This window comes from Vibrio sp. 10N.247.310.98, assembly GCF_041467395.1.
Classification (GTDB): Bacteria; Pseudomonadota; Gammaproteobacteria; order Enterobacterales; family Vibrionaceae; genus Vibrio; species Vibrio crassostreae_C.
On sequence record NZ_JBFSUL010000041.1, the window covers coordinates 21,977 to 45,274 of the forward strand.

At 46.2% G+C, this 23,298-nt stretch carries 15 protein-coding genes; 6 read left to right on the forward strand and 9 right to left on the reverse strand.

The features are described from left to right. Positions 1-195 precede the first annotated feature (195 nt). Entirely contained in the window at positions 196-1,293 is a 1,098-nt protein-coding gene (locus AB6E78_RS15690) for an alpha/beta hydrolase (protein ID WP_229647605.1), read from the reverse strand. Between the two features lie 288 nt (positions 1,294-1,581). Here AB6E78_RS15690 and AB6E78_RS15695 point away from each other — a divergent pair, with 288 nt between their 5' ends. The 5 genes from AB6E78_RS15695 (at position 1,582) to AB6E78_RS15715 (ending at position 8,720) form a co-directional block, all read left to right on the forward strand. Then, positions 1,582-2,286, forward strand: coding sequence for a response regulator (locus AB6E78_RS15695; RefSeq protein ID WP_017065179.1), 705 nt, complete (start codon positions 1,582-1,584; stop codon positions 2,284-2,286). A gap of 35 nt (positions 2,287-2,321) precedes the next feature. Continuing rightward, entirely contained in the window at positions 2,322-3,641 is a 1,320-nt protein-coding gene (locus AB6E78_RS15700; protein WP_372133926.1) for a sensor histidine kinase, read from the forward strand. A 135-nt stretch (positions 3,642-3,776) separates the two neighbouring features. Further along, positions 3,777-4,052, forward strand: a complete 276-nt coding sequence (locus AB6E78_RS15705; protein WP_004732471.1) for a hypothetical protein — start codon at positions 3,777-3,779, stop codon at positions 4,050-4,052. Positions 4,053-4,616: 564 nt separating this feature from the next. After that, entirely contained in the window at positions 4,617-7,001 is a 2,385-nt protein-coding gene (locus AB6E78_RS15710; protein ID WP_372133925.1) for a M4 family metallopeptidase, read from the forward strand. 168 nt (positions 7,002-7,169) lie between these two features. Continuing rightward, positions 7,170-8,720, forward strand: coding sequence for a M28 family metallopeptidase (locus AB6E78_RS15715; RefSeq protein ID WP_372133924.1), 1,551 nt, complete (start codon positions 7,170-7,172; stop codon positions 8,718-8,720). 173 nt (positions 8,721-8,893) lie between these two features. Here AB6E78_RS15715 and lhgO read toward each other — a convergent pair whose 3' ends face one another. The 4 genes from lhgO to AB6E78_RS15735 all read right to left on the reverse strand — a co-directional run bounded on the left by lhgO (position 8,894) and on the right by AB6E78_RS15735 (position 15,201). After that, positions 8,894-10,108 carry an L-2-hydroxyglutarate oxidase gene (gene lhgO / locus AB6E78_RS15720; protein ID WP_017084923.1) on the reverse strand — a complete coding sequence of 405 codons (1,215 nt, stop codon included), beginning with the start codon at positions 10,106-10,108 and terminating at the stop codon, positions 8,894-8,896. A gap of 26 nt (positions 10,109-10,134) precedes the next feature. Next, a complete protein-coding gene (locus AB6E78_RS15725; protein ID WP_372133923.1) occupies positions 10,135-12,312 on the reverse strand; it encodes a TRAP transporter permease in 2,178 nt (725 codons plus the stop codon). A gap of 217 nt (positions 12,313-12,529) precedes the next feature. Beyond that, entirely contained in the window at positions 12,530-13,543 is a 1,014-nt protein-coding gene (locus AB6E78_RS15730; RefSeq protein WP_137001593.1) for a TAXI family TRAP transporter solute-binding subunit, read from the reverse strand. Positions 13,544-13,860: 317 nt separating this feature from the next. Then, positions 13,861-15,201 (reverse strand): sigma-54 dependent transcriptional regulator, encoded by a 1,341-nt coding sequence (locus AB6E78_RS15735; RefSeq protein ID WP_102321268.1) that lies wholly within the window; start codon positions 15,199-15,201, stop codon positions 13,861-13,863. Positions 15,202-15,431: 230 nt separating this feature from the next. Here AB6E78_RS15735 and AB6E78_RS15740 point away from each other — a divergent pair, with 230 nt between their 5' ends. Next, entirely contained in the window at positions 15,432-17,495 is a 2,064-nt protein-coding gene (locus AB6E78_RS15740; protein ID WP_372133922.1) for an ATP-binding protein, read from the forward strand. A 119-nt stretch (positions 17,496-17,614) separates the two neighbouring features. On the opposite strand, the gene AB6E78_RS15745 is transcribed toward AB6E78_RS15740, so the two are convergent. The 4 genes from AB6E78_RS15745 to AB6E78_RS15760 form a co-directional block, all read right to left on the reverse strand. Then, a complete protein-coding gene (locus AB6E78_RS15745) occupies positions 17,615-20,065 on the reverse strand; it encodes a family 20 glycosylhydrolase (RefSeq protein WP_372133921.1) in 2,451 nt (816 codons plus the stop codon). A 141-nt stretch (positions 20,066-20,206) separates the two neighbouring features. Next, positions 20,207-20,836: a bifunctional 4-hydroxy-2-oxoglutarate aldolase/2-dehydro-3-deoxy-phosphogluconate aldolase gene (locus AB6E78_RS15750; protein ID WP_055319259.1), complete on the reverse strand. Its 630-nt coding sequence runs from the start codon at positions 20,834-20,836 to the stop codon at positions 20,207-20,209. A gap of 14 nt (positions 20,837-20,850) precedes the next feature. Continuing rightward, positions 20,851-21,798, reverse strand: coding sequence for a sugar kinase (locus tag AB6E78_RS15755; protein ID WP_372133920.1), 948 nt, complete (start codon positions 21,796-21,798; stop codon positions 20,851-20,853). Between the two features lie 90 nt (positions 21,799-21,888). Continuing rightward, complete coding sequence (locus tag AB6E78_RS15760) at positions 21,889-23,277, reverse strand: sodium:solute symporter family protein (RefSeq protein WP_372133934.1); 1,389 nt, start codon at positions 23,275-23,277, stop codon at positions 21,889-21,891. Between the last annotated feature and the right edge of the window lie 21 nt (positions 23,278-23,298).

Genomic DNA, 23,298 nt, shown 5'->3' on the forward strand with positions numbered 1-23,298 from the left:
TCAGTGAGAGTCCTTGTAGAAACTTTTTGGGGAGGGAGTGGAAAGGAAGTATCAAGGAATTTTCATACTGAAATTTAAGACAAGGAAATCCACAATCAACACAGGTAACGAATCAAAAAATGAACAAAAAAGGTTGGCGACAACAGCGTCATCACCAACCTTCTCAGTCGTTTCTAATGTTATTGCAAGCCTAAGCTACTCAATGCGAGTGATGAAGTCGTATTTATCTGACTCAGCCTTAGTCACCCAGTGTTCACCAGAAGCCGGAGCAGAATCTAACGTAAAGATATAGAAGTCGATTCCTTTGTCTCCCATTACCTTTTTAAAGTAGGTCGCTTGCTTGCGATGGCTTTCGTTGGTGTATGGGAAGTCTTTGGCTGTTTTATCATCCTCAGCCCAACTGTGCACACCAACCTGCTTATTAAGCTCAATGGCTTTAGTGGTATCTGCTCGTTGCAAAACTCGTGGGTTACCCGCAGCGAAAAGATCCGTGCCGCCAGAGAACACCGACCCCGTAGGCGTTACGATCGTCGTCATGTTGTTACTGTGGATCATGCGACCGGTGTACATATTGATATCATCGTCGGCACTTCCACCAATATGGTTGGTAAACTTCAACGTCATCTCACTGCCTTGATACAATTTCACGATATCAAAAAGCTGAGAATAGGTTGATGCGCCTAGAGTGGAAGTAATGCGATCAACAGCGCCAGTCTCGTTGAGCACATCACGGTAAAAAGCGTTGAAAGCAAACGAGGTGGTTATCGTTACCTTGTTCCCACTTTTAGTGTTACTCAGAATGGTAGACCCAAGGCTAGTCACGTATTGAACCAGTTCATTGTGATACTCAAGCTCGACGGGTTTATGAGTATTCGTCGTCGTGTTAATTAACGTGGTGTCATTGCCGATTGAACGTTGAGCAACACCACAATCAAATGAATCAAAAAACTTACCCTCACTGTAAATCGCACAATCGTCAGCCCCTGCATCAGGGAGGTACAGATCCACACTCTGACCTAAACTATCCGCAAGCCTAACCACTTTTTGCTTATCACTAATATCTTCCGCAAACAGAACGATTTCATACTGCACACCGTTGTAATCAAGTTTTATGGATTCTTGGACCTCTTGTCGCTCTTTATACAACTCACCCAGTTTCGCTGATGAAAATACGTAATCTGCTTGAGGTTTTGCTTGCACTTTGGTGGCAGCTTTACCTGAGTTAGAGCTTGAATTACAGCCCGCTAACAGAATCAAAGGTAACGCCAGTAATGCATTTCTATAGTCGTTCATACCGTTATTCCCAAAATGTTTGATGAGAAAATTCTATTGTTTAGCGCTGAATTTATCTGTCGTGGGAATGTATGAGAATGTCGAGCCTATTTGAACGATGTTTTTTATTTTCCTATAAATGCCAATTCATCATTGAACTAACTTATAAAGTGTTTAATCATTCGCTTTAGGTATTTGGCGAAGCATCTGAACTTATATGCAACAGCGTATAATCGTAATGGTTCATCACGACGAAGACTCGCTCACCTAATCTCAATAAGTGAAACGCACGACAAGGCTGATAATGGAATGACAAAACCTAAAATGATCATCGTGGAAGACGATTTGAAACTTCAGAAAATGTTGCAGGACTACTTCGTCGCGCAAGATTTTGATGTCACGGTGTTGGACGATGGCAGTGATGCCGCACACACCATCCTCACGGAGCAACCTGACATCGTACTGCTGGATTTGATGCTTCCTGTAACTGATGGACTTACAATCTGCCGACAGACGCGTACGCACTATAAAGGTAAAATCTTGATGCTCACTGCTAGCGATGACGACTTTGACCACGTCGCTGGTTTAGAGACAGGGGCTGATGACTATGTCACCAAGCCAATCAAACCAAGAGTTCTGCTGGCCAGAGTTCGTTCGCTATTACGCCGCCAAGACACCAATACCGCTTCAGTCGATGACTCAGACACCCTTCAGTTCGATCAACTCGTTCTGAAAAACACTTATAAGAAGTGTGAACTTTATGGTGCGGTTTTATCACTCACTGACAGCGAGTTTGACCTACTTTGGTTATTGGCAAGCAACCCAGACACGCCGTTATCTCGTGACTACTTGACGCAAACATTGCGCGGGATTGAGTACGACGGAATAGACCGGACGATTGACAACAAGGTTGTACGTCTAAGGAAGATTTTGGGCGACGACCACACACCAGCAGAGAAAATTCAGACCATTCGCGGTAAAGGCTACTTATTTGTTTCGACCGCCTGGCGTTAACCTCGCTCAATACGAGCGTAATAGAGAGAGCGATTATGCGACGTATCTTTTTGGAGTCCCTATTAGGGCTGTTAGTTTGCTTCATGGCCGGCCTTGTCGCCTACGAGATTAGCGTCTATCAGCTCAATACCGACTACGAATATGTACTGGAAGATTACGAAGCGACTGCCCACCAGCAATTGATCGAAAATATCGCTAAAAATCAGGGTCTTGAAGCTGCTCATCAAGCGATAAACCAATTTGTAGAAACCACACGAAATAAACTGGTTACGTTCAGCCCAGACGATGAAATACCAGGCCCCGTTTCAGAGTTCTTCAGTACCAATCCGAATACCTTTATCTTTCACGATGATGAGCGTGACCTATGGTTTCGCTTAGCAAGCAGCGACAATACCTATCACTACCTTCCCAACAGTGAAGCGTTCGTTAGGCAAAAAATTGAGTTGGAGGATGACCTCATTTGGTTGTTCTTTTTAGCGAGCTTTATCTTATATGGCTTGTGTCATCTATTTATTATCTTCCGCCGAGTCAAAAAGCTTGAGTCTGCCACTCTGCGTTTTGCGGAGGGCGATCTCTCGACACGAGCCGAGACTTCAAGTGGTATTGCGATTGGTTCACTGAACAAATCCTTCAACCTAATGGCCGACCGAATTCATCGCTTGGTAGAAAGTAATCGCTCACTCACTAATGCTGTCGCTCATGAACTGCGCACGCCAATATTCCGTATTCAGTGGCAAGCTGAAATGTTGAAAGACACCCAGCTAAACGCAGAGCAAGAAAGCACGATTGAGAGTATTGTCGAAGACACGGAAGAGATGGAAAAGATGGTCGATGAACTATTGTATTACGCCAAACTCGATAGCACTGACCTAGAAAACTTAAAAAAGCCATTAGAGATTCGAGACTTTCTCGACCACGCAATGGCGCGTTGGAACAAAGACACTCAGCTCAACATCGACCTATCGCTACCAGAGCAACCTAGCTCAATAATGGCGAATGAAACGCTATTTAACCGAGCACTAGATAACCTAGTGCGTAACGCAATGAAATTCGCACGCTCACAAGTGTCGATTGCAGCGACCGTGCATCAAGATCAGCTACAGATTGCGGTACACGATGACGGTGATGGTGTGGCTCAAGAACATCAAGCTCGCCTGTTCGAACCCTTTTACGTTGGCGACAAAGCGCGTAACAAAGCCAAGAGCGGCCATGGTTTAGGGCTGTCTATCGTCGAGAAGATCTGTGCTCAACACGGCGCTACCGTGGAGGTAGGTCAGAGCCAAGCCTTAAAGGGTGCGGTATTCACCATTACCATTCAGCTGTGTAATGATTCAGCTGACAAACCCATACAGTAACTACAAAACACCTCTGGAATAATGTTCAACATCGGTCGGGAGATGCTGTCTCCCATGAACTTATTGAATCTTGATAATCACGACACTGCTTTTGTGGCTTGCCATCTCGGTTCCAATCATTCTTAAGGTATTTTTATGAAAAAGTTATTAGTTGTTTTAGGCATTGTTTCTCTAGCAGGTTGTTCAGGTATTAACCACAATGAAGAAGTTTACACAGCGCACGCTGAGAGCTTCAACATTGTAGGCTTCCAAGTTCCGGGCAACACTCAAGATCGTGCAATGGAATTGGTTCCTGAAGGCGCAACCGTCGATACCGTTACATCAACAAATTCTGATACGACCTCTGTTTTGGGTGTTATCAACCGTATTATTGGTATTGAATATGTTCAAGTTGGCGGTAAAAAGCAGTAATTCGCTTTAGTCGCAAACCATAGCTAAGTGTACTAGTTACGTACCTTTAATCAGTAGCCTGCACAAACTAAGTTAATCTAAGCCAGTGACCCGTCGCTGGCTTTTTCCATCCAGCAGTTTTTGTGCTCTGTGCCAAATAAATCCCCATTTGGCTAACTCTCTTGTAACTAACAATTCAGAAAATAAGCCCAAAAATCGTCAATTTCTTATCAAAATTGCCTTTAAATTCGCATAATCGTCTTTCGCTCAAACTGACATTTCCAAATCGTTGATCCTTCTATCAACCCAGAGCCCGCTAATTGAGGCACAGATCTATTTACCTAGAAATCTTAATTTCCAATAAAAAACAACACCTAATAAAATTGTCATAATTTTATAAATAAAACCTATGAGTGCGTTCAAAAATAAACAGAAACGATAACTATCTGTAAATACGAGAAATATAAGTTTCATGAATAAAAGAGATCATTGCCATGCTACTAATTAATCAGATCGAATGATGTAAATTCGTTGTGATGATTTTGTTACTTTTTCATGGATTTTACATGGAAAGAGAAAATAACAATGAAAATGAAAAAGCGTTTAGTTGCCGTTGCTATAGCGAGTGCTATGTCTTTATCAGTACATGCAAGTGAATCCGTTAACATCGATCAACCGATCAACTTTACTAGCTTTTCTGGGTTGAACTCTCAGTTAGGTGTCAGTAACGCCTCTAGCTTTAAGATGGTAAAGGAAGTTAACCTCAAAAAGCGTGGTGTCTACAAAGTTAAGATCCAACAGAACATCTGGGGAACACCCGTTTGGGGGCATTACCTAAATGCCACCCAAAGTGTACAAGGTGGCGCACTTAAGTCTGTTCAAGGCAGCTACCTTAAAACGACAACCCTAGAGCGATCTTTTGTTAAGCCATCGATCAACAGCTCTCAAGCGGTTGAGCTTGCGAGTAAAGATCTCAAAGTTCAGGGCTTAACCAGCAAATCTTTAGACAACGTACAACATGAGCTGTTTATTTATCAGGGCGCATCTAAGCAAGGAGCTGATAAACAAGGCATTGGCTCACAAGGTGCAGATAAAACACGCCTAGTGTACGTTATCTCTTATCTTGTCGAAGGCAGCGAACAGCCGACTCGACCATTCACCATGCTAGACGCGCACACCGGCGAAGTTATCGACCGCTGGGAAGGTATTGCTCACGCACAGATCGGTACAGGCCCCGGTGGCAACGAAAAAACAGGCATGTACGAATACGGCACCGACTACCACTACCTTGATGTGGTAGAAAATGGCACAGAGTGTGTGATGGAGTCTGAAAATGTCGTTACCGTTGACCTAAACGGTGCGACAGACGGCGACACCACTTACAGCTACGAATGTCCTCGTAACGAGTACAAAGAAGTCAACGGCGCATTCTCACCACTCAACGATGCGCACTACTTCGGTAACATCGTATTCGACATGTATAAGAACTGGTTCGACACTGCGCCACTCTCTTTCAAACTCATGATGCGTGTTCACTACGGTAACAACTACGAGAATGCATTTTGGGACGGCAAGGCAATGACCTTTGGCGATGGTGAAAGCTTCTTCTATCCACTTGTTAGCCTAGACGTATCAGCCCACGAAGTGAGCCACGGTTTCACTGAGCAAAACTCAGGTTTGGTTTACGCGAACCAATCCGGTGGTATGAACGAAGCTTTCTCTGATATGGCAGGTGAAGCGGCAGAATACTACATGAAAGGCACCAACGACTGGATGGTCGGCCGTAATATCTTTAAAGGCGACGGCGCTCTGCGTTACATGGACGATCCATCACGAGATGGTTCTTCAATCAATAATGCATCCGAGTACTACGATGGTTTGAATGTTCACTACAGCTCTGGTGTGTTTAACAAAGCCTTCTACCATCTTGCAACCACGCAAGGTTGGGATACCAAAAAAGCATTCGAGCTTTTCGTGTTATCTAACCAAATCTACTGGTCGGAAAACAGTGACTTCTGGCAAGGTGCATGTGGCGTGAAAAACTCAGCAACCGACCTTGGCTACAATGCCGATGACGTTGTTTCTGCGTTCGCTCTTGTGGGTGTTACCCCATGTGCCGAGCCACCACTGCCGCCAGAACCGGAATATCAACGCCTTGAAAACGGTGTTGAAGCTGCGGTTGCTGGTGAAACCGGCTCAAAAACTTACTTCGATATCGAAGTACCAGAAGGCCAAGACAAGCTAACAATTGATCTTGCTGTCTCTACTGGTGACCCAGATATGTATGTCGGTCTAGATTATGCGCCAAGCTCTCAAGAGAATATCTGTAAGAGTGAAAGTGTAACCGATGAAGTGTGTGTGATTGAAAACCCAACGGCCGGTCGCTACACGGTGAACATTCTGGGTTACTCAGATTACGCAGGTGCGAATCTGAAAGCATCGTACGAATCAGGCAATGCTAACGTACCGCCAGTTTCTTCTTTCGAACACACGGTCGTAGGCAAAGAAGTAGAGCTGCGCAGCACAAGTTCGGACAGCGATGGTCAGATCGTCTCTTACCAATGGAACCTAGGCAATGGCAACACACAAACAGGTGAAGTGACTCGCTATACCTACGCTGAAGCTGGCGACTACGTGATTACCCTAACCGTGACTGACGATGCAGGCGTTGCAACATCAACAAGCAAATCTATTACGATTGAAGGTGACTCAGCGGAAGGCTTCCCACTAAAACTGAAGTTTGGTAACAAAAACCCGAATGGCAAAGCTCGCGTTAAGCTGGCATGGGATTACAACACCAACGACTACTTCGTGATTAAGCGTAATGGCAAAAATGTTGGTGCTACAGACTTCAACTCATACGTCGACAAGTTCCGTCACAACGGCACAGTAGATGTTGAGTACCAAGTATGTACCTCAAGCGATATCTGTTCAGAAACCAAGCACTACCGTTTCATTAAAACTCAATAATCGAAAGTAGATTCAGGGCTCCTTATGGGAGCCCTTTTCGCGATTGAGCTACTTGGCTAATGAGCTAATGAGCTAATGAGCTAATGAAACGCCTACATGAAAAAACCACGCATTACACAAAAATCACCCCCATCAACATAACAATACTCACCATAAAAAGGACGACAAATGGCTATTCAAAAAAGCATGCTAGCTTTGGCTGTACTCGGAGGTTCTTTAGCCTTAATCAACAGTACTTCGGCTTACGCATCCCTAGGCATCACACCACCAGCGAACCAAGAAGTTTGGATCACCACCGATGCTGACGCACAGCATATAATGACTCAGCATGGCGCAACGGTTTATCCAAGCGTGACTGGAAACAAGCATTCCATCGTCGCGAAAATCAACCAGAAAGAGCTGGCGAAACTATCCAGCCACATGCACGAAGAAACTCACCGTTGTGGTGGCTACATGGTGCACGAAGACAAAGCAAGTGCTCTCAAAGCGGCGGCTATGCCATTGACAATGAGCAGCTTCGAAAAGCCGGTGATCAGCCATCAAGATACGGTGAATGACCTACTCGCTCAGGTCGAGCCAAACAACATGGTCACGACCATTGAAAATCTAACCAACTTCACCAACCGTTTTTATACTACTTCTACTGGTGTCGCTGCTTCAGATTGGCTTTTAGAACGTTGGGAAACAGAAATTAAGGATGTGCCGTATGCGTCTGCACGCCAGATCACGCATGCCGAGTATCCTCAAAAATCCGTTGAAGTGACACTGCTTGGCGCTAAATATCCTGAAGAGATCGTCGTTGTGGGTGGACACCTTGATTCAACGGTAGGATCTTGGACAAGCGAAGGTACCATCTCACCGGGAGCCGATGATGATGCGTCTGGCATTGCAACGGTAACAGAGTCGCTTCGCCTGATGATCGCCAGCGGTATTCAACCAGATAAGACCATCAAGTTTTATGGTTATGCGGCAGAAGAAGTGGGCCTACGTGGTTCTCAAGATGTCGCTAACGCTTTAAGAGATGAGCAAGCCAACGTTGTATCGGTACTGCAATTAGACATGACCAACTACAACGGTTCGGCGCACGATATCACCTTCATCACAGACTATACCGACAGTAACTTAACCACCTACTTAAGCGAGCTGATCGACACTTACGCTAGTGAGATCAGTTACGGTTTCGATGATTGTGGCTATGCCTGTTCTGACCACGCCTCTTGGCACAATGTTGGCTACCCAGCTGCCATGCCATTCGAGAGCATGTTCAATGATTACAACCCAAGTATTCATACCCAGCACGACACGCTTGAGAACTCCGACCCTACGGCGACACACGCGACCAAGTTCGCCAAACTAGCCATTGCTTACCTTGTCGAAACCAGCCTTGATTCACCCGTTGCAGGCCCTAAAGAGCTGCAAAATGGCGTGCCTGTTGAAGGACTTACTGCAGGATATGGTGAAGAGCAGTTCTTCACATTTACAACGGAAAGTGCAGGTCAGTTAACGGTCACATTAACAGGCCCTCGTAGTGGCGATGCCGACCTTTACGTGAAACACAACGGCACCGTATCGAAAGCGAACTACGACTGCCGTCCATACCAGAACAGCAGCAACGAACAGTGTGTATTGAACAAGCCTGCGGGGGAATTCAACATCATGGTACGCGGCTACCGTAACTTTAACGATGTCACCATCGTCGCTAACTTCGTGCCTGATTAGCTGTAAGATTAGTTAATTGACTAACGTTTAACCGAGTAAACACGGCTAAAACTAAAAATCCGCAAGCCCACGATCATAAATAGATTGGAGCTTGCGGATTTTTTATTGTCTACGTTCTTCACTTGCTATGAAAAGCTCTGTTCGAACAAACAAGCCATTAGTTCAATTAACAGTTAAGACGTTTTTTTCATCACCTTGCCACAAATGTATTCGCCAATCGGCATTGCCGAAGTCGCTGCCGGCGATGGCGCGTTACATACATGCAAGCTTCTTGGGCTTTCGGCAAACAGAAAATCATGAACTAAGGTGCCATCCTTGAGGACCGCTTGGGCGCGAATGCCTGCTGGGTAAGGTTTGAAATCTGACACCGTAATGCTCGGGCAATATTTATTCACTAGCTTTAGATAGCCCGGTTTCCACCACGAGTTCTTAAACTCGACCAAACCGGTTTTCAGATTATTCGCAGTCACCTTCCAAAAGCCCGCAAAGCTCAGCATCTGCCAAGTGTCTTTGAAACTAAAGTTAAGCTTGCCATAGCCTTCTCGCTTCCAACCTTGAACTGCATTTGGCCCTACTGTTACGGAGCCATCAATCATGCGTGTTAAATGCACGCCCAAGAAAGGCAGTTCTGGGTCAGGGATAGGATAGATAAGGTGATTCACCACTTGGTTGTGCTTAGCGTCTAACTGATAATATTCACCGCGATAAGGGACGATTTGGAAGTCGGTTTCAATGCCAAGCATGCTGGTCATTCTGTCGGCCATCAAACCAGAGCAAGTGATCAAGAATCGACTATTTAGTTGAAGAGTCTGACCATCGACTTTGCACGTTAACTGCACCTCATCTTCTTGCTCATCCGCCATAATCACTTCCGTGCCTAGACTGAGCTTACCACCCGCTTCAACAAACTCTTGAGCCATCACTTCGGTGACTTTTTTGTAGTCCACGATACTGGTGGTTTTGACATAAATCGCGCCCAAACCGGTGATGTTAGGCTCTGCAAGTTTCAGTTGCGCTTGATCTAAGAGGTCGACATCAATATCGTTATCATGACAACGTTGATAGAGCGCGTTCATGCGCTCCACTTCCTGCTCATTGGTCGCGACCAACAGCTTGCCACAGTTTTCGACAGGGATATCGTGTTGACTGCAAAAGGCGATGGTGCGCTCTACGCCACGCTTACAAAAATCCGCCTTTAAACTGCCCGGAGCGTAGTAAACGCCAGCGTGAATCACACCACTGTTATGGCCAGTTTGGTGCTGCGCGAAGCCACGCTCCTTTTCGACTAAAAGGATACTTTTATCAGGGTGAGCTTGCTGTAATTGCCATGCCGTCGACACACCAACAATGCCACCACCAACGATAATATAGTCGTATGTTGAGTTCATAATATTCCTACATTCAATCCTTTTAATTATAGGGAAGACGCGACAGTGTTAGACCCAGTTTGAGGTAACTTTTGTTCCTCACTTTCTGATTCTTTTTTAACTTGATTTGCATCGTATTTACGACCGCTGTAGATGAAGATGCCAACAAAAATGGCGACACATACCAAGCGAATCACGACTGAAACATCAGGCCATACTAAAGCTGCACCTATTACTACCAACACTACTCGAGTAATGACATTAATTTCGCTCTCTAGATAGCCTTCAATCGCCGCGATAAATGCGTAAGTGCCAATAATAGCAAAACCACCAGTGACCAATACCGAGGTAATATCCCAACTCACCAAGTTAGTGTAGGCAATCAACAACGGCACTAGGTATAAACCTTTTGCTATCTTCCAAGCCATTAAACCGGTTCTCATTGGTGGTGTTTTAGCGATAGTCGCTGCGGCAAACGCAGTTAAACAAACAGGCGGTGTTACGTTACTGTCTTGCGACAACCAGAAAATAATTAAGTGAGCCGAAAGCAGTGCAAGACTGATCGCTTTTAACCCCAAGCTTTGCTCAAGCAGAGTTTCCACAAAATCAGCAGGGACTAACGCAATCATCTCTTTGGCTGTTTCGAGTGCCATTGGCGCGTTCAGCAAATCAAGCTTATCTGGCGCAGCCAACATGAAGATAGCTTTCGCCTGTTCCGGTAACTGTCCCGAAACCAACAGGTCGAGCAACTGACTTTCAGCAATCAGTTTATACAAAGCTGGTGCAGACAGAGTACCCAACACGATATAAGCCGCGGTTACTGGTAACCCCATGCCCAGAATCAAAGACGCCAGTGCAATTAAGGCGATCATCACCAACAAATCGCCGTTCGCCCAGCTATTGATCATCAACGAGAAGGTGTTACCAATACCAGTCGTGCTGATCACGTTGATCACCAGACCAATGCCCACTAGCAACACAGCCGTGGTCGCCATGTTTTTTGCGCCTTGAGAAAGCGCTTCGATGATCGCCTTTGGACCCATTTTGTGATTTTTAGAGAACCATGAAGCCACCACGACAGACAGAATCGAGATGCCCGCAGCGTAAGTCGGCGTAAAGCCCTTCACCAACAGAGTCACTAACACCGCTAATGGGATCAGGTTGTGCCAACCCGACAGCAATACTTTCAATAGAGGCTCACAGCCAGAAGTCACCTTTTGCACACCACTGCGTTTTGCTTCGATGCGCACGAAGAATGCCACAGACAAAAAGTAGATAAGCGCAGGAACGAAGGAAACCGCAATAATATCGACATAAGGAATTTGCGTGTAAGAGGCCATGATGAACGCGCCCGCACCCATCACAGGTGGCATCAGCTGCCCGCCAGTAGATGCAGCCGCTTCAACACCTGCCGCGAAGCGCGAAGGGAAACCTGCCTTTTGCATCAAGGGAATACTGATCACGCCCGTCGATACTGTGTTTGCTACGCTCGACCCGGAGACTGAGCCCATCAAGCCGGAGCCAATAACGGCAATGAAACCAGGGCCACCAATCACTTTGCCCGCCGCGGCACGGGATACATCAATAATGTAGTCGCCGACACCAGATCGAACTAAAAATGCGCCAAATAAGATGAACATGAACACGAAGGTCCAACTGATTCTTGAGATCGAACCAAACATCCCTTCTGATGAATAAAAGCTTCGATAAAGCAATGTTTCAAGGCTCAGGCCTGGAAAGTGAAAGATACCGCTGGTCCATTGTCCCCAAAGCACTACATAGCTTAAACACACTAAGATAAGCACTGGAATGAACCAGCCCATAGTGCGTCTAATCAGCTCGATGACGATGGCAATCGCCAAGATAGAGAAAAACCAATCACTGGCGATAAATTTTACGCCTCGGTCATAAAGGGCGTCTTCTGCGAAGGGGATATAGATAAGACAAGCCAGAGCCGCCAAGGCAATTCCGATGTCGACAGCCAGCGCTATCTTGCTATTTTTCAGCGAGATATGAGCGGGATACCAGAGTGCACAAATGATCGCAAAGCCAGCGAAGTGGGTCGCCGAGATCCAAAGTTCCGGTAAGGTAGATAAGGTGTTAAACCAAATGTGTAATAAAGAGAGAATCACGCCCATTGTTGTTATAGCTTTACCCACCCACGGGAAATCCGTCCGGGTCGGTAATTCAAATTTTTTCAGTTCCTGCTGCAGCGAATCGCTCATAGAAAACTCCTGCTCTCCACAGCAAACGCGCAGAGAAAATCCATAAAGTGAGGAGGTGCACGAACACATTTTTGAGCGAGCGCGCACCAAGCAATTAAGTCACGAAGGGGTTAGTTGATGGCAAATAGTAGTTCGTAACAAACCGTTAGTTCATAGGCCAGTATTTAGTTCACAGGCCAGCAGCTCATAAACCAATAGTTACCTGACAACAGATAAGCTAGTTAACGATCAACTCAGAAGGGATCTCGATGCCCATCTCTCGATAATAACGAGCAGCGCCTGGGTGAAGAGGAACAGGCAGACCTGCGATCCCTTTCTCGAGTGCCATTGCTTTGGTTGCTTTATGGATACCTTGTAGGAAAGGTAGGTTTTCATAGATAGCTTTGGTCAGCTGGTACACATCTTCTTCAGAGATGTCTTCACGAACCGCTAGGAAGTTAGGTTGGGCAATCGTAGTAATTGGTTTGTCGACACCTGGATAAGTGTTTGCTGGGATCTCGTACTTGGTCCAGATATTGTAATCGCCATTCGCTTGTTTGATCTGCGCATCGGTAAACGACAGGATTTGAATATCTTCACCCAAGGCAGCAAAGGCTTGTGTTACCGCACCAACAGGCACACCAGCAGGCGTATTCATGCCATCAATCGTGCCGTTTTGTAGTGCACTAGCACTGCCACCGTAACCCATAAAGGCGAGTTTAAATTGTTCTGGGTTAACCGATAGGCCCTGCATGATCTGGCGTCCTGAATTCTCAGTGCCTGAGTTCTTCTTACCGATAGAGAATTTCTTACCGTTTAGGTTCTCTAGATCGCTTACCGTACCTGTTTTTGCTAGATCTGAACGCACAATAAAGTGTTCTACATTTTGCCATAACATGGAAACTGAACGCAGTTGAGTTTGTCTGCCAGATTTCTCATATGGCCCCAAACCCTGCCAAGCCCAAGCACCATACAAACCTTGTAGAATTGCGAACTGAGCTTCGTTCTCGTTCAACAACTTTACGTTCTCACCCGAGCCCGCAGAGCTGATAGCCGCTAAAGAAAAATGCTGCTTAGGCGCAAGCTTAACTTTACTCAATGTCGCTAAGGCCACACCCACTGGATAATAGGTACCACCCGTTGAAGCCGTCGCTAAAATATAGCTGCGATCTTCTTCAGCTGACGCATTACTGATAAGGCCAAGAGAAGCCATTGCTAGCGCTAAAGTTTTAACCAGCTTGTTGTATTTCATTGTTACTCTCCATGTAGGGTTATTTACGTTATATTTTTGTTAACAACAATAGATAGCAAGCGTAATGCCAGTTTTTAACTATTTGTTTTAATTTACTTTTATTTTAAAACCTATTCAAAATAAGCCGTTTTTTGCTTATTCCCCTGTTATTAAGTAAGCCATTTTTGGCTTATCGGCTACCGGAATTAACACCTGTAGATCGGGAAGCAAGTCACACCATGTTGCAGTTGTGTGATCAATGTATGTAAATTGATAAATATGCAATGAGCCATTTATTGCTCATTAAAAATCAACAAGCACTGCGATGAAGCCGCTCTCTAAGGGTCAACATAGTCACTTCGATTTAACCCATAACGCACCATCTTTTGGTTCAATGTTCGACGAGGTAAATCCAAATCTTGCATCACGTCATTGATACGCCCTTTATAACGAACTAAGGCATCATGAATCACTTTCCTTTCAAAGCTCTGTACTTGAACCGCCAAAGGGATGCCCGCCGTTGTGGACTCTGTGACAGAATTGGGACGACACGCCAAAATATCCCCAACGGTCAAGCTTTCATCCAATGCAAAACGAATCGCAACATTACGCAGTTCACGCACATTGCCCGGCCACGCATACGAGAGCAGTGCATAGCGATCAGCCTCACTGGCTATACGTGTTTCGGAATTGGCTTCTTGGGTGAAGTGTTCAAACAAAAGTAAGGCATCTTCTTCACGCTCACTGAGTGGAGGCAAATGCAGCTGGGCAACATTCAAACGATAGAATAGATCTTGGCGAAAGTCGGGGTGATTCAGTAGATCGCTTTTCGAGGCAGAGACCACTCGTAGATCAACATGTTGTTGCTGATTCCCCCCCACGCGTTCGACGACATTATCTTGCAAGGTGCGCAGCACTTTTACCTGCATCGACAGCGGCATACTCTCTATTTCATCAAGGAACACTGTGCCTTTGTCGGCAAATTCCAGCTTACCAATGCGTCGTTTGGCCGCACCAGTAAACGCTCCGGCTTCGTGTCCAAACAGCTCGCTTTCAAAGAGATTTTCTGGGATTGCGCCACAGTTGAGCGGAACAAACGGATGGGTTTTACGTTGGCTGAATTCATGTAAGCAAGAGGCGACCAGCTCTTTACCACAACCCGTTTCACCATAGATGATCACGTTGGTGTCTATGGAAGCGACTTTCTGGATTTGCTCGCGCAGTTCACACATCACTTTACTGCGACCGATCAGCACCTGTTCAATGCCCTTAAGGTTATCCAGATAGTTCTGACGACTGTTTCTGTCTTGGCCACTTTGATGTTTATCTACCGCTTCCGATACCGTTTGAGACAGACGCTCTGGGTCGAATGGCTTCTCAATGAAGTCATAGGCACCTTGCTGTAAGGCTTTCACCGCCATATCGACATCACCATGCCCAGTAATCAAAATAACAGGCACATCTGGCACAAGACCTTTGAAACGCCCTAGCAGATCAACACCATCAATATCAGGTAAACGAACATCGGTGATAATGGTTTGAAAATCACCCTGCTCTACGGCGTTTAACGCATCTTGTCCTACTTCAAATGCGGTGACATCGAAGCCCGCCAGCTGCAACCATTGGCTGGTTGCTTGACGCACAATCGCGTCATCTTCAATTAAAGCAATACGCTGCATAGTTTGGTTCCGCCACTCTACATCTGATTAATATCGTCCACGGTATGTAAAAAAACCTCAGACGAAAAGGAGCTAGCTCCCACTTTGAATAACACTCCTTTAACAGTTTAATAATGTTTGTTAGCTTCGATTTGTCTCACTCTCCATTCGCTTAAAAAGCAAACATAAAACCTTGTCAAACCACTAGCTCAAAGAGGCAAGCCACTAATTTTAAAGGGATTTGATCAGCAATGATGAATAACAATCGATATTGGTTATTCCTGTGTACCTGTTTATTGATTGGTTTGGTGCAGGTCACCACCAAGAATGGCATCAGCCAGTGGAAGCTTGAACAAGCCCAACGCTATGCCGAACAGCGCTTCCTTGGCTACATTGCCGAAGCAAGGCGAACCCTTAAGCGTTTCTATTATCTGCCCTACCTAGTAACCAATGATGAAACCAGTGTGCGCTTCATTGATGGTGAAGCCCGCCTAGAAAAACGCATTAAGAAGCAGCTGATTCAATTGGATAAAGCCGCCAACACCAAGGGCTGGTATCTGCTTTCTGGCGAAGGGGACTTGTTGGTATCGAGTGTTGAAAGAAGCAAACTGAGCAATAAGAACGCCAGTACAATTGTTTCGAAGATCCACCAACAAGGTGGTGCGATTTCAGTGGTAACAAAAAACAAAGGCGTGACGCCCGATTACTTCATTGCCGCACCCGTATATCGAGCCTCTGATGTGGTTGGCATTGTCGCGGTGCAAATCGATTTGTCATTGTTAACCGATCAATGGTTTGCCGATGGTGAGGCGATACTGTTTCAGAACCCTCGCGATCAGTTCTTTCTCTCCAGTGACAACAGGTTGAGTGCCGATTGGTTCAATGACACCTTCAATTCTCAGCCCACAGCGACAAAACGTGAGCTGTATGACCAAACCCATATTCGCGTGTGGCGATTGCAAGATAAAGATTACCTAATTCAGTCCATCAAGTTAGACGATCTGAATTGGCGTTTAACCTACCTAACGCCATTAACCAGCCTCAACCAGACCACGAACTGGATCAGCTGGAGTGTGGCGGTTGGCTGTCTTTTCATTCTGTTACTGTTGGTTATTCTTTACCAAAGACGCCAGAAAAAGCTCAGCAATCTGAGAATCCAAAAGCTTATCGAAGAGTCTGAGAAACGACTGTCTGGGATGATCAATAAAACCCATGTTGGGTTAATACTGATCGATAAACACGGACGCATTCACGATATCAACCTGATGGCGAAGAACTACTTTTCACTATCTGATTCAATGATCAATAACATCAAGGCGTGGCAGTTATTTGAGGCAGGTAATCCGAATTCAACCACCTTGCAACTGCTCAAAAACTTAAAGCAGCATCAAGAGCTGGCCGAGATAACTAGCGTCGAAACCATGGCAAGACGCAGCGATGGCAGCTACTTCCCTGTTTTATTCTCTATTAGCGCCTTTCCTTGGCATGCGACGACTTACTACCTGTGTACCGTAATCGATATCAGCAAACGTAAGAAAGCCGAAATTGCGGTGCAAAACGCCAATAAAACGCTACAACTGCGGGTCGAAGAGCGAACTCAAGATCTAAAAGATGCGCAGCAAGAACTTGTCGAATCTAGCAAACTGGCTGCACTAGGGCGGATGTCGAGTGCGATTACTCATGAACTCAATCAGCCGCTTACTGGCCTAAAAACGCTACTTTCAAGTAACCAGCTATTGATGGAAAGAGGCGAGACTAAGATGCTGAAAGCGAACATGGACTTAGTCATGAGCCTGATCGACAGAATGGCTAACATGACCAGCCAATTGAAGTCGTTCGCCTTCCAAAGACTTGAAAAGCCTTACCCAGTTTCACTGACAGACGCACTGCAAGAAACCCTGCGAATTCATCAAGCCGAACTGGAAAACGTCGATATTCGCGTGCGTGTCGCTTCCAATATTTCGATGGTAATGGGAGAAGAGGCGCGACTTCGTCAAGTGCTTGGTAACCTGCTTAGAAACGCTGTCGATGCTACTCAGAATCAAACACCCGCGACCATTGTTATCAGTGCACATACCGATCAACAACGTGTGATCATCAAGGTGCAAGACAATGGCTGCGGTGTATCAGAAGACCAACTCGAAACCATTTTCGAACCATTTCATACCAACAAAAAGATGGGCGAAGGTTTGGGGCTGGGGTTAGCTATTACAGCCAACAATGTACGGGATATGCAAGGCACCTTGATAGCAAAGAACAACCCAGACCAAGGCATGACATTCACATTAACGCTGAAGAATATAGATAGTGAGTAGTTACTAACAAAAAGCATTAAATCGCACCACATAAAGAAGACAGAACTAAAAAACCGCCCACAGAGGGCGGTTTTGATTCACTTATTAGCGTATGACTTATCAGTTAATCAGTTCGCGACTTACTCAGCTAGCTGCTTTAACAGTAACTCAGTCGGGCGAACAATCGCGATGATTGATTCATCATAGATTTTCGCCGAATCAGACAGTATCGCTTGGTAGGCATTCACGTCTGCTTCTCTTACTTTCTCGCCTGCTTGTGCTTTAGCAATCAAGGTTAACGCCAAGTCTGCCACTTCAACGGTTTTCTCTGCAACCACCACAGTCTCTACCGAAGATACGTTGCCAACGAAGACAGTTTTAGCCGCTAGTGCAGCCGATTTTGCTTGCTGATAATGCTCAGCAAGTTGCTCAAGCACTTGTTGATTGCCTGTCGCCATGTCATTGACCAAGTCTTGCATCTCATACACGGCGTAGCTTTCCACAGGCAGCGCATCAACGAAGCGGTTTAAGCGCTCGTATTGGCTGTATAAAGTGCCCTTAGGTTCCGTAGAATTCCACTTCTCCCAGTTGCGAGCGTAGTATTGAGCAGGCTCGGTGTATTTAGCTAGCACGCGCAGGTCGTGAATATCTTGGCCTTTTGCAATGCGCTTCAACAACATGTCAGCATCGGCGTGGTGACGTAACCCAACCGACACTTCCGACCATGTATCCATCGCTTTCATGCGCTTATACATGCTTCGTTCGTCGGTCAGTTCTGCATCCGACCAGAAACGCTCTGCAATTGCATAGCTACGTGGCCATAGGTAGTTTTCAACCGTGAGGCTGTCTTTGTTTTCTAGCCACATGGTGATCTCGCCGCCTAAAATCAGCTCTTTTTCTTTGTCGGTTAACTCTGCAGGGTAGCCACCATTTGGCTCAGGGATCACGCTGCCTTCAACATCACTGCTCGCAATCACTTCACCTGTGGTTGGCCAGCGCACGTTACCAATTAACTGATAGCTGCCTTCCGCAAACCCATTTGGATTTAGGTTCAGGTTGAACTCGGTGTACGACATGAAGTTATCGAAGTGGCCGACAAAGGTTTTGCCCGGCACGTAATCAAGGATGTAGATCTCTTCACGAGACTTGCCGCTGTAATCACTGAATGCGCGGAACGTGCCGTCTTTTGCTTCAATCATGGTCAGTGTTCCCTTACGTGGGCTGCCTTTAGAACGAGGTTTCTGCCATTGGTAAGTCACGAATTTTTCGCCACTGTGCAGCTTATCGTCAACCGTGATGCCGCTTGGCATTGGATCGTTGCGATAATGGTAACTAGTTGGCTGAGGTTGATCTAGGTAGTAACCCGTAGAAAGAATACCTGGGTAGCCCTCTTTCGCTGCACGACCGATACTATCGTGCCCTTGCCAGCTTTGAATCACGATAGAAGTTGGCAGATCTTTATGCCAGATCTCATCCCAACCCGTCATCTTCTTACCGCGCTCTTCGAGCATCTTCTCAACTTTTACATTGAGGTAAGACTGCAGGCCACGCTCACCATCGATATTATTCTCTTCAATGAACTGTTGGTGCTTTTCGCTGTTTTTCCACTGCGCATAGTTCGGCTCATCGCCACCGATGTGGAAATACTCGTCTGGGAACAGCTCGGTCACTTCATCAAATACGTCGCCCAGCATTTCATAGAGCTCTGGATTCAATGGGTCCATTAATGGTTCAAACACGCCCCAACCACGCTCTTGCTCATAGCTTTGACCTTCACCACCCGACATCAGGCGCGGGTAAGCATAAGCAACCGCAGAAGAGTGACCCGGAAGAGACACCTCTGGAATCACACGAATACCAAGATTACGCGCGTATTCCACTAAGTAACGGACTTGGTCTTTGGTGTAGTAGTTACCATCAGCGGTTTCAGACCACAAACGTGGCCATGATTCGGTTTGAATGCGAATACCTTGGTCGTCCCAGAAGTGCCAATGGAAAACGTTCATCTTCGCCGATGCCATCGCATCTAACTGACGAATCAGCACATCGAATTCGATAAAGTGACGAGAGGTATCGTAAGAGACACCACGCCAGCGGAAGCGAGGCTCATCGACAATCGTGACAGCAGGAATGTGGTAGCCAGTCGCTGTGGTTTCAACGAGCTGTAAAAGGGTTTCGATGCCGTGAATTGTGCCGTATGGACTTGGAGAGCTCAGCGTGATTTGTTCGCCCTGAGTCGTAATTTTGTAGGACTCCACAGAATCAATGTTTTGTACTTCAGATTTTGGCGCCGCGTCGATATCAATGATCAGGTTCGCTTGGTCGGCGCTATCAACCTGCCAGTTTAGAATAGGTACACCAGTCTGGCGCTCAAGGCGGTCAATAAAGCGTTTCGCCGTGTATTCAACACGGTCAGAGTTAAAGCCTTTGATGTAAACCTTGAAGTTGCCATCAACCTTAACCTGCCCAGCTTTCAGCTCGACTGTTTGCGGGTACGGCATTAAATTTAGATCGGTACTTGGAGCCATTGCTAACGCCATTGGGGACACTACTGAACCTGAAATCAATAGGGATAATATAGTTTTTTTCATTATTAGTTTTCCTATATAACGGGCGTTCTGTTTTGTTTATCGGAGGCAATTCACAAAACAGAACCATCAACCACTGCTGTTGTTTATCGTGAGCTCAAAGCCTATCGTCTGTGAAAAACGAATGAGCTCACAAACTTATGATTAGCTAACCAACTCAACCGCTTCACGAACCAACACCGCGATCTCATCCCACTGTTCGTTCTCGATCATCTTTGGAGAAACCATCCACGTGCCACCGCAACATACGACGCGATCAACGGCTAAGTAATCATTCACGTTGTGTTTGCCGATACCGCCCGTTGGCATTAAAGACACATCAACGTATGGCGCTAACAGAGATTTCACCATATTGATCCCACCAGACGCTTCTGCTGGGAAGAACTTCAAAAAGTTAAGACCTAGCTCCAACGCTTGCTCTACTTGGCTTGGGTTGTTTACGCCAGGAACGATTGGCATACCGATCTCTTGGCAACGTTTTACTGTGTTGGGATTCAAGCCCGGTGCTACGATGAATTCGCTGCCCGCCTCTTTCGCAAGGTCGATCTGCGCAGGTGTGAGTACTGTACCTGCACCGATACACATCTCTGGGTAGGCATCACGCATCGCACGAATCGAATCCGCTGCCGCTTCGGTACGGAACGTCACTTCTGCTACTGGCAGGCCGTTTTCTACCAACACTTTTGCTAGTGGAATCGCATGTTCCACCTTGTTGATTTGGATAACAGGGATAACTTTGAACTGCTTAAGTGTGTTGATCATTTCTTGAGACATAATAGTTCCGCTTTTTATTTTTTAATCAGTTGGCTCATAGCGATCATAGGGATTATTGCGCCAGAGTATTGAATAGCGATGGAAGCCAGTTGGTGGCCAAATTCGGCTGCGTCGGTGGCGCTCTCGCCAGTAAGACGCGCAGCTAAATAACCCGCAGCGAATGAATCGCCCGCAGCGCAGGTGTCGACCACGTTAGAAACACGAGTCGCGGATACATAACTCTCAACAACATCGCCTTGTTCAACTTGAACAATCTTGCATGGCTCACAGCCACGTTTGATGACGACCTCTTGGCAGCCTAAGCGAAGGCAGCGTTGTTGAACGCTCTCGCCATTGCCCCAAACCAGCAGGTCGTCGTCTTCGGTAATCAGTGCAATGTCGACCAATGGTAGTAACTTGGCGTACCAATGCTGAGCTTGTTCAGTCGTCCAAAGTTGCGGGCGATAGTTGTTATCAAAAATCAGCTTGCCGCCTTGATTTGAGAACACGCTAATAGCTTTGAATAAGCGCTCACGATAGGCGTCATCTAAAATCGCGATACTGATACCGCTGATGTAAACCGCATCGACTTGTTTCTCGGTCAGGGCGATTTCAAGCTTATTCAGATCACTAGCTTGAAAGTAAGATTTGACTGCCGCGTCGTTGCGCCAGTAATGAAAGTGTCGCTCGCCTGTCTCGTCGGTTTCAACCATGTAGAGTCCAGGAAGCTTGTTCGCAATGCGTTCGACGAAATTGGTTTGAATGCCTTCTAGTTGCCAGCTATCAATCATATTTTGAGACAGCTCATCACTGCCAAGCCCTGTCGCATAGTGCACAGAGAGGTTTTGATGTTGAGTTAAGCGAGAAAGGTAAAGTGCGGTATTAAGTGTGTCACCGCCAAACTTTTTGGTTAATGGAGAGCCGCTGATTTCGACCATACATTCGCCAAAGAAAGCAATATTGAAATGAGAAGATGCAGGCATAGCCGATCCTAAAATAGAGAGATATATGTGGGAGAAGGCCCTGCCACTAAGCAGGGCCTGAATTAAGCAAACCAGTTGTGGAGACTAGGTTTAGCTTGTTTGATTTGCAGGACGTTGAGGTGCCGCTTCTTCTTCAAGTACGCCAGTCTCAGACATTTCCATCTCCATCAGAGCACGCTCGTCATCAAGAATCGCTTTTGCCATTTCAGGTGTTACTTGGTTAGCCGGAGTCACTAGGCTCACAACCACACCTGCCGTTAGAGCAAACAGACATGATGGGATAACTGGGTTGCCCCAGAAGGCTGTGTAGTCAGCGTTTAACATTACTACGAATGAAGCTACAGAAGCACCCGCTAGTGTTGCAAGCGCACCTTGCCAGTTGTAGCGTTTCCAGAATTTACCCAACATACCGCACACAAACATGCCCGACATAACCGTTGAAATCATCTTAGTGATGTAGCCAATGATGTCGTTTGACGTCAGTGCGAACAGTAGTGCGAAGCCAATCACCACAACCAAAGCTAGACGAGAGTAGTTCAACATTGATTCTTTGTTTGGTACGCGGCCTGTGAACATCACGTACACGTCACGCAGTAGGATAGATACACCGGCAATCGCATCTGAGCTTGCACTCGACATGGTTGCAGATAGACCTGCGATAAGAACAATCATGCCTACGCCAACTGGAAGAACCGTTGCAGCTACGTATGGGAACGAGTAGTTCGGGTTATCCAATGATGGGTCGATTGCGTGCGCAGCCATACCAATGATTGCTGGAATAATAGAGAAGAAAAGGTACAACACACCAGAAGCGACAAATGAGCGACGGATAGTTGAAACATCTTTACCAGAGTAGATACGCTGACGGAATGAAGGTGTTGCAAGTACGCCCACACCGATAACCACAGCCAGAGAAACAGCAGGCAGAATGCCCAGTTTATCGATTGCTAAAAAGCTTGTAGCAGCAGGGTCCATCGCAGCGTAAAGGTTGTCCATGCCACCAATGTGATCAACAGACATTACCGCCATTAGGATGAAGCCAGCAAAAAGGATGATTGCTTGAATCGTATCGGTCCATACAACTGCTGTGTAACCACCGATAACAACGTAGATAGTGAAAGCTGCAGCAATAATAATTTTCGCAAGGTTAAGGTCGATGTCTGCAATCCACGCTAGGTACATGCCGCCACCTAGAATGTGCGCACCTAACCAACCGATTGACGCGATAAAGATAAGTAGGCCAACCACGTTTTTTACGATTCGGTTAGCGCCAACGTAATAAGCCAGCTCTTCACTCATGGTCATGAAGTTCAGTTTACGAACCGGAGCAAACCAAAGTGCAAGCAATAGGATGCCCACAGCACCGCCAATTCCGTACAGAGCACCTGCCCAGCCATTTGCGTAGCCGAAGCCAACCGCGCCCATACTTGAACCCGTGCCGACCATCATAGACAGGATCTTAAGAGCTAACTTGTTTATTTAGATAGAAAAAAGGCTTCA

What these genes read in the sequence shown, in the direction of transcription:
- AB6E78_RS15705 (WP_004732471.1), top strand. Translation starts at nt 3,777, where the DNA reads ATGAAAAAGTTATTAGTTGTTTTAGGCATTGTTTCTCTAGCAGGTTGT.
- AB6E78_RS15725 (WP_372133923.1), bottom strand. Translation starts at nt 12,312, where the DNA reads ATGAGCGATTCGCTGCAGCAGGAACTGAAAAAATTTGAATTACCGACC.
- AB6E78_RS15730 (WP_137001593.1), bottom strand. Translation starts at nt 13,543, where the DNA reads ATGAAATACAACAAGCTGGTTAAAACTTTAGCGCTAGCAATGGCTTCT.
- AB6E78_RS15695 (WP_017065179.1), top strand. Translation starts at nt 1,582, where the DNA reads ATGACAAAACCTAAAATGATCATCGTGGAAGACGATTTGAAACTTCAG.
- lhgO (WP_017084923.1), bottom strand. Translation starts at nt 10,108, where the DNA reads ATGAACTCAACATACGACTATATTATCGTTGGTGGTGGCATTGTTGGT.
- AB6E78_RS15735 (WP_102321268.1), bottom strand. Translation starts at nt 15,201, where the DNA reads ATGCAGCGTATTGCTTTAATTGAAGATGACGCGATTGTGCGTCAAGCA.
- AB6E78_RS15690 (WP_229647605.1), bottom strand. Translation starts at nt 1,293, where the DNA reads ATGAACGACTATAGAAATGCATTACTGGCGTTACCTTTGATTCTGTTA.
- AB6E78_RS15745 (WP_372133921.1), bottom strand. Translation starts at nt 20,065, where the DNA reads ATGAAAAAAACTATATTATCCCTATTGATTTCAGGTTCAGTAGTGTCC.
- AB6E78_RS15700 (WP_372133926.1), top strand. Translation starts at nt 2,322, where the DNA reads ATGCGACGTATCTTTTTGGAGTCCCTATTAGGGCTGTTAGTTTGCTTC.
- AB6E78_RS15715 (WP_372133924.1), top strand. Translation starts at nt 7,170, where the DNA reads ATGGCTATTCAAAAAAGCATGCTAGCTTTGGCTGTACTCGGAGGTTCT.
- AB6E78_RS15755 (WP_372133920.1), bottom strand. Translation starts at nt 21,798, where the DNA reads ATGCCTGCATCTTCTCATTTCAATATTGCTTTCTTTGGCGAATGTATG.
- AB6E78_RS15740 (WP_372133922.1), top strand. Translation starts at nt 15,432, where the DNA reads ATGATGAATAACAATCGATATTGGTTATTCCTGTGTACCTGTTTATTG.
- AB6E78_RS15750 (WP_055319259.1), bottom strand. Translation starts at nt 20,836, where the DNA reads ATGTCTCAAGAAATGATCAACACACTTAAGCAGTTCAAAGTTATCCCT.
- AB6E78_RS15710 (WP_372133925.1), top strand. Translation starts at nt 4,617, where the DNA reads ATGAAAATGAAAAAGCGTTTAGTTGCCGTTGCTATAGCGAGTGCTATG.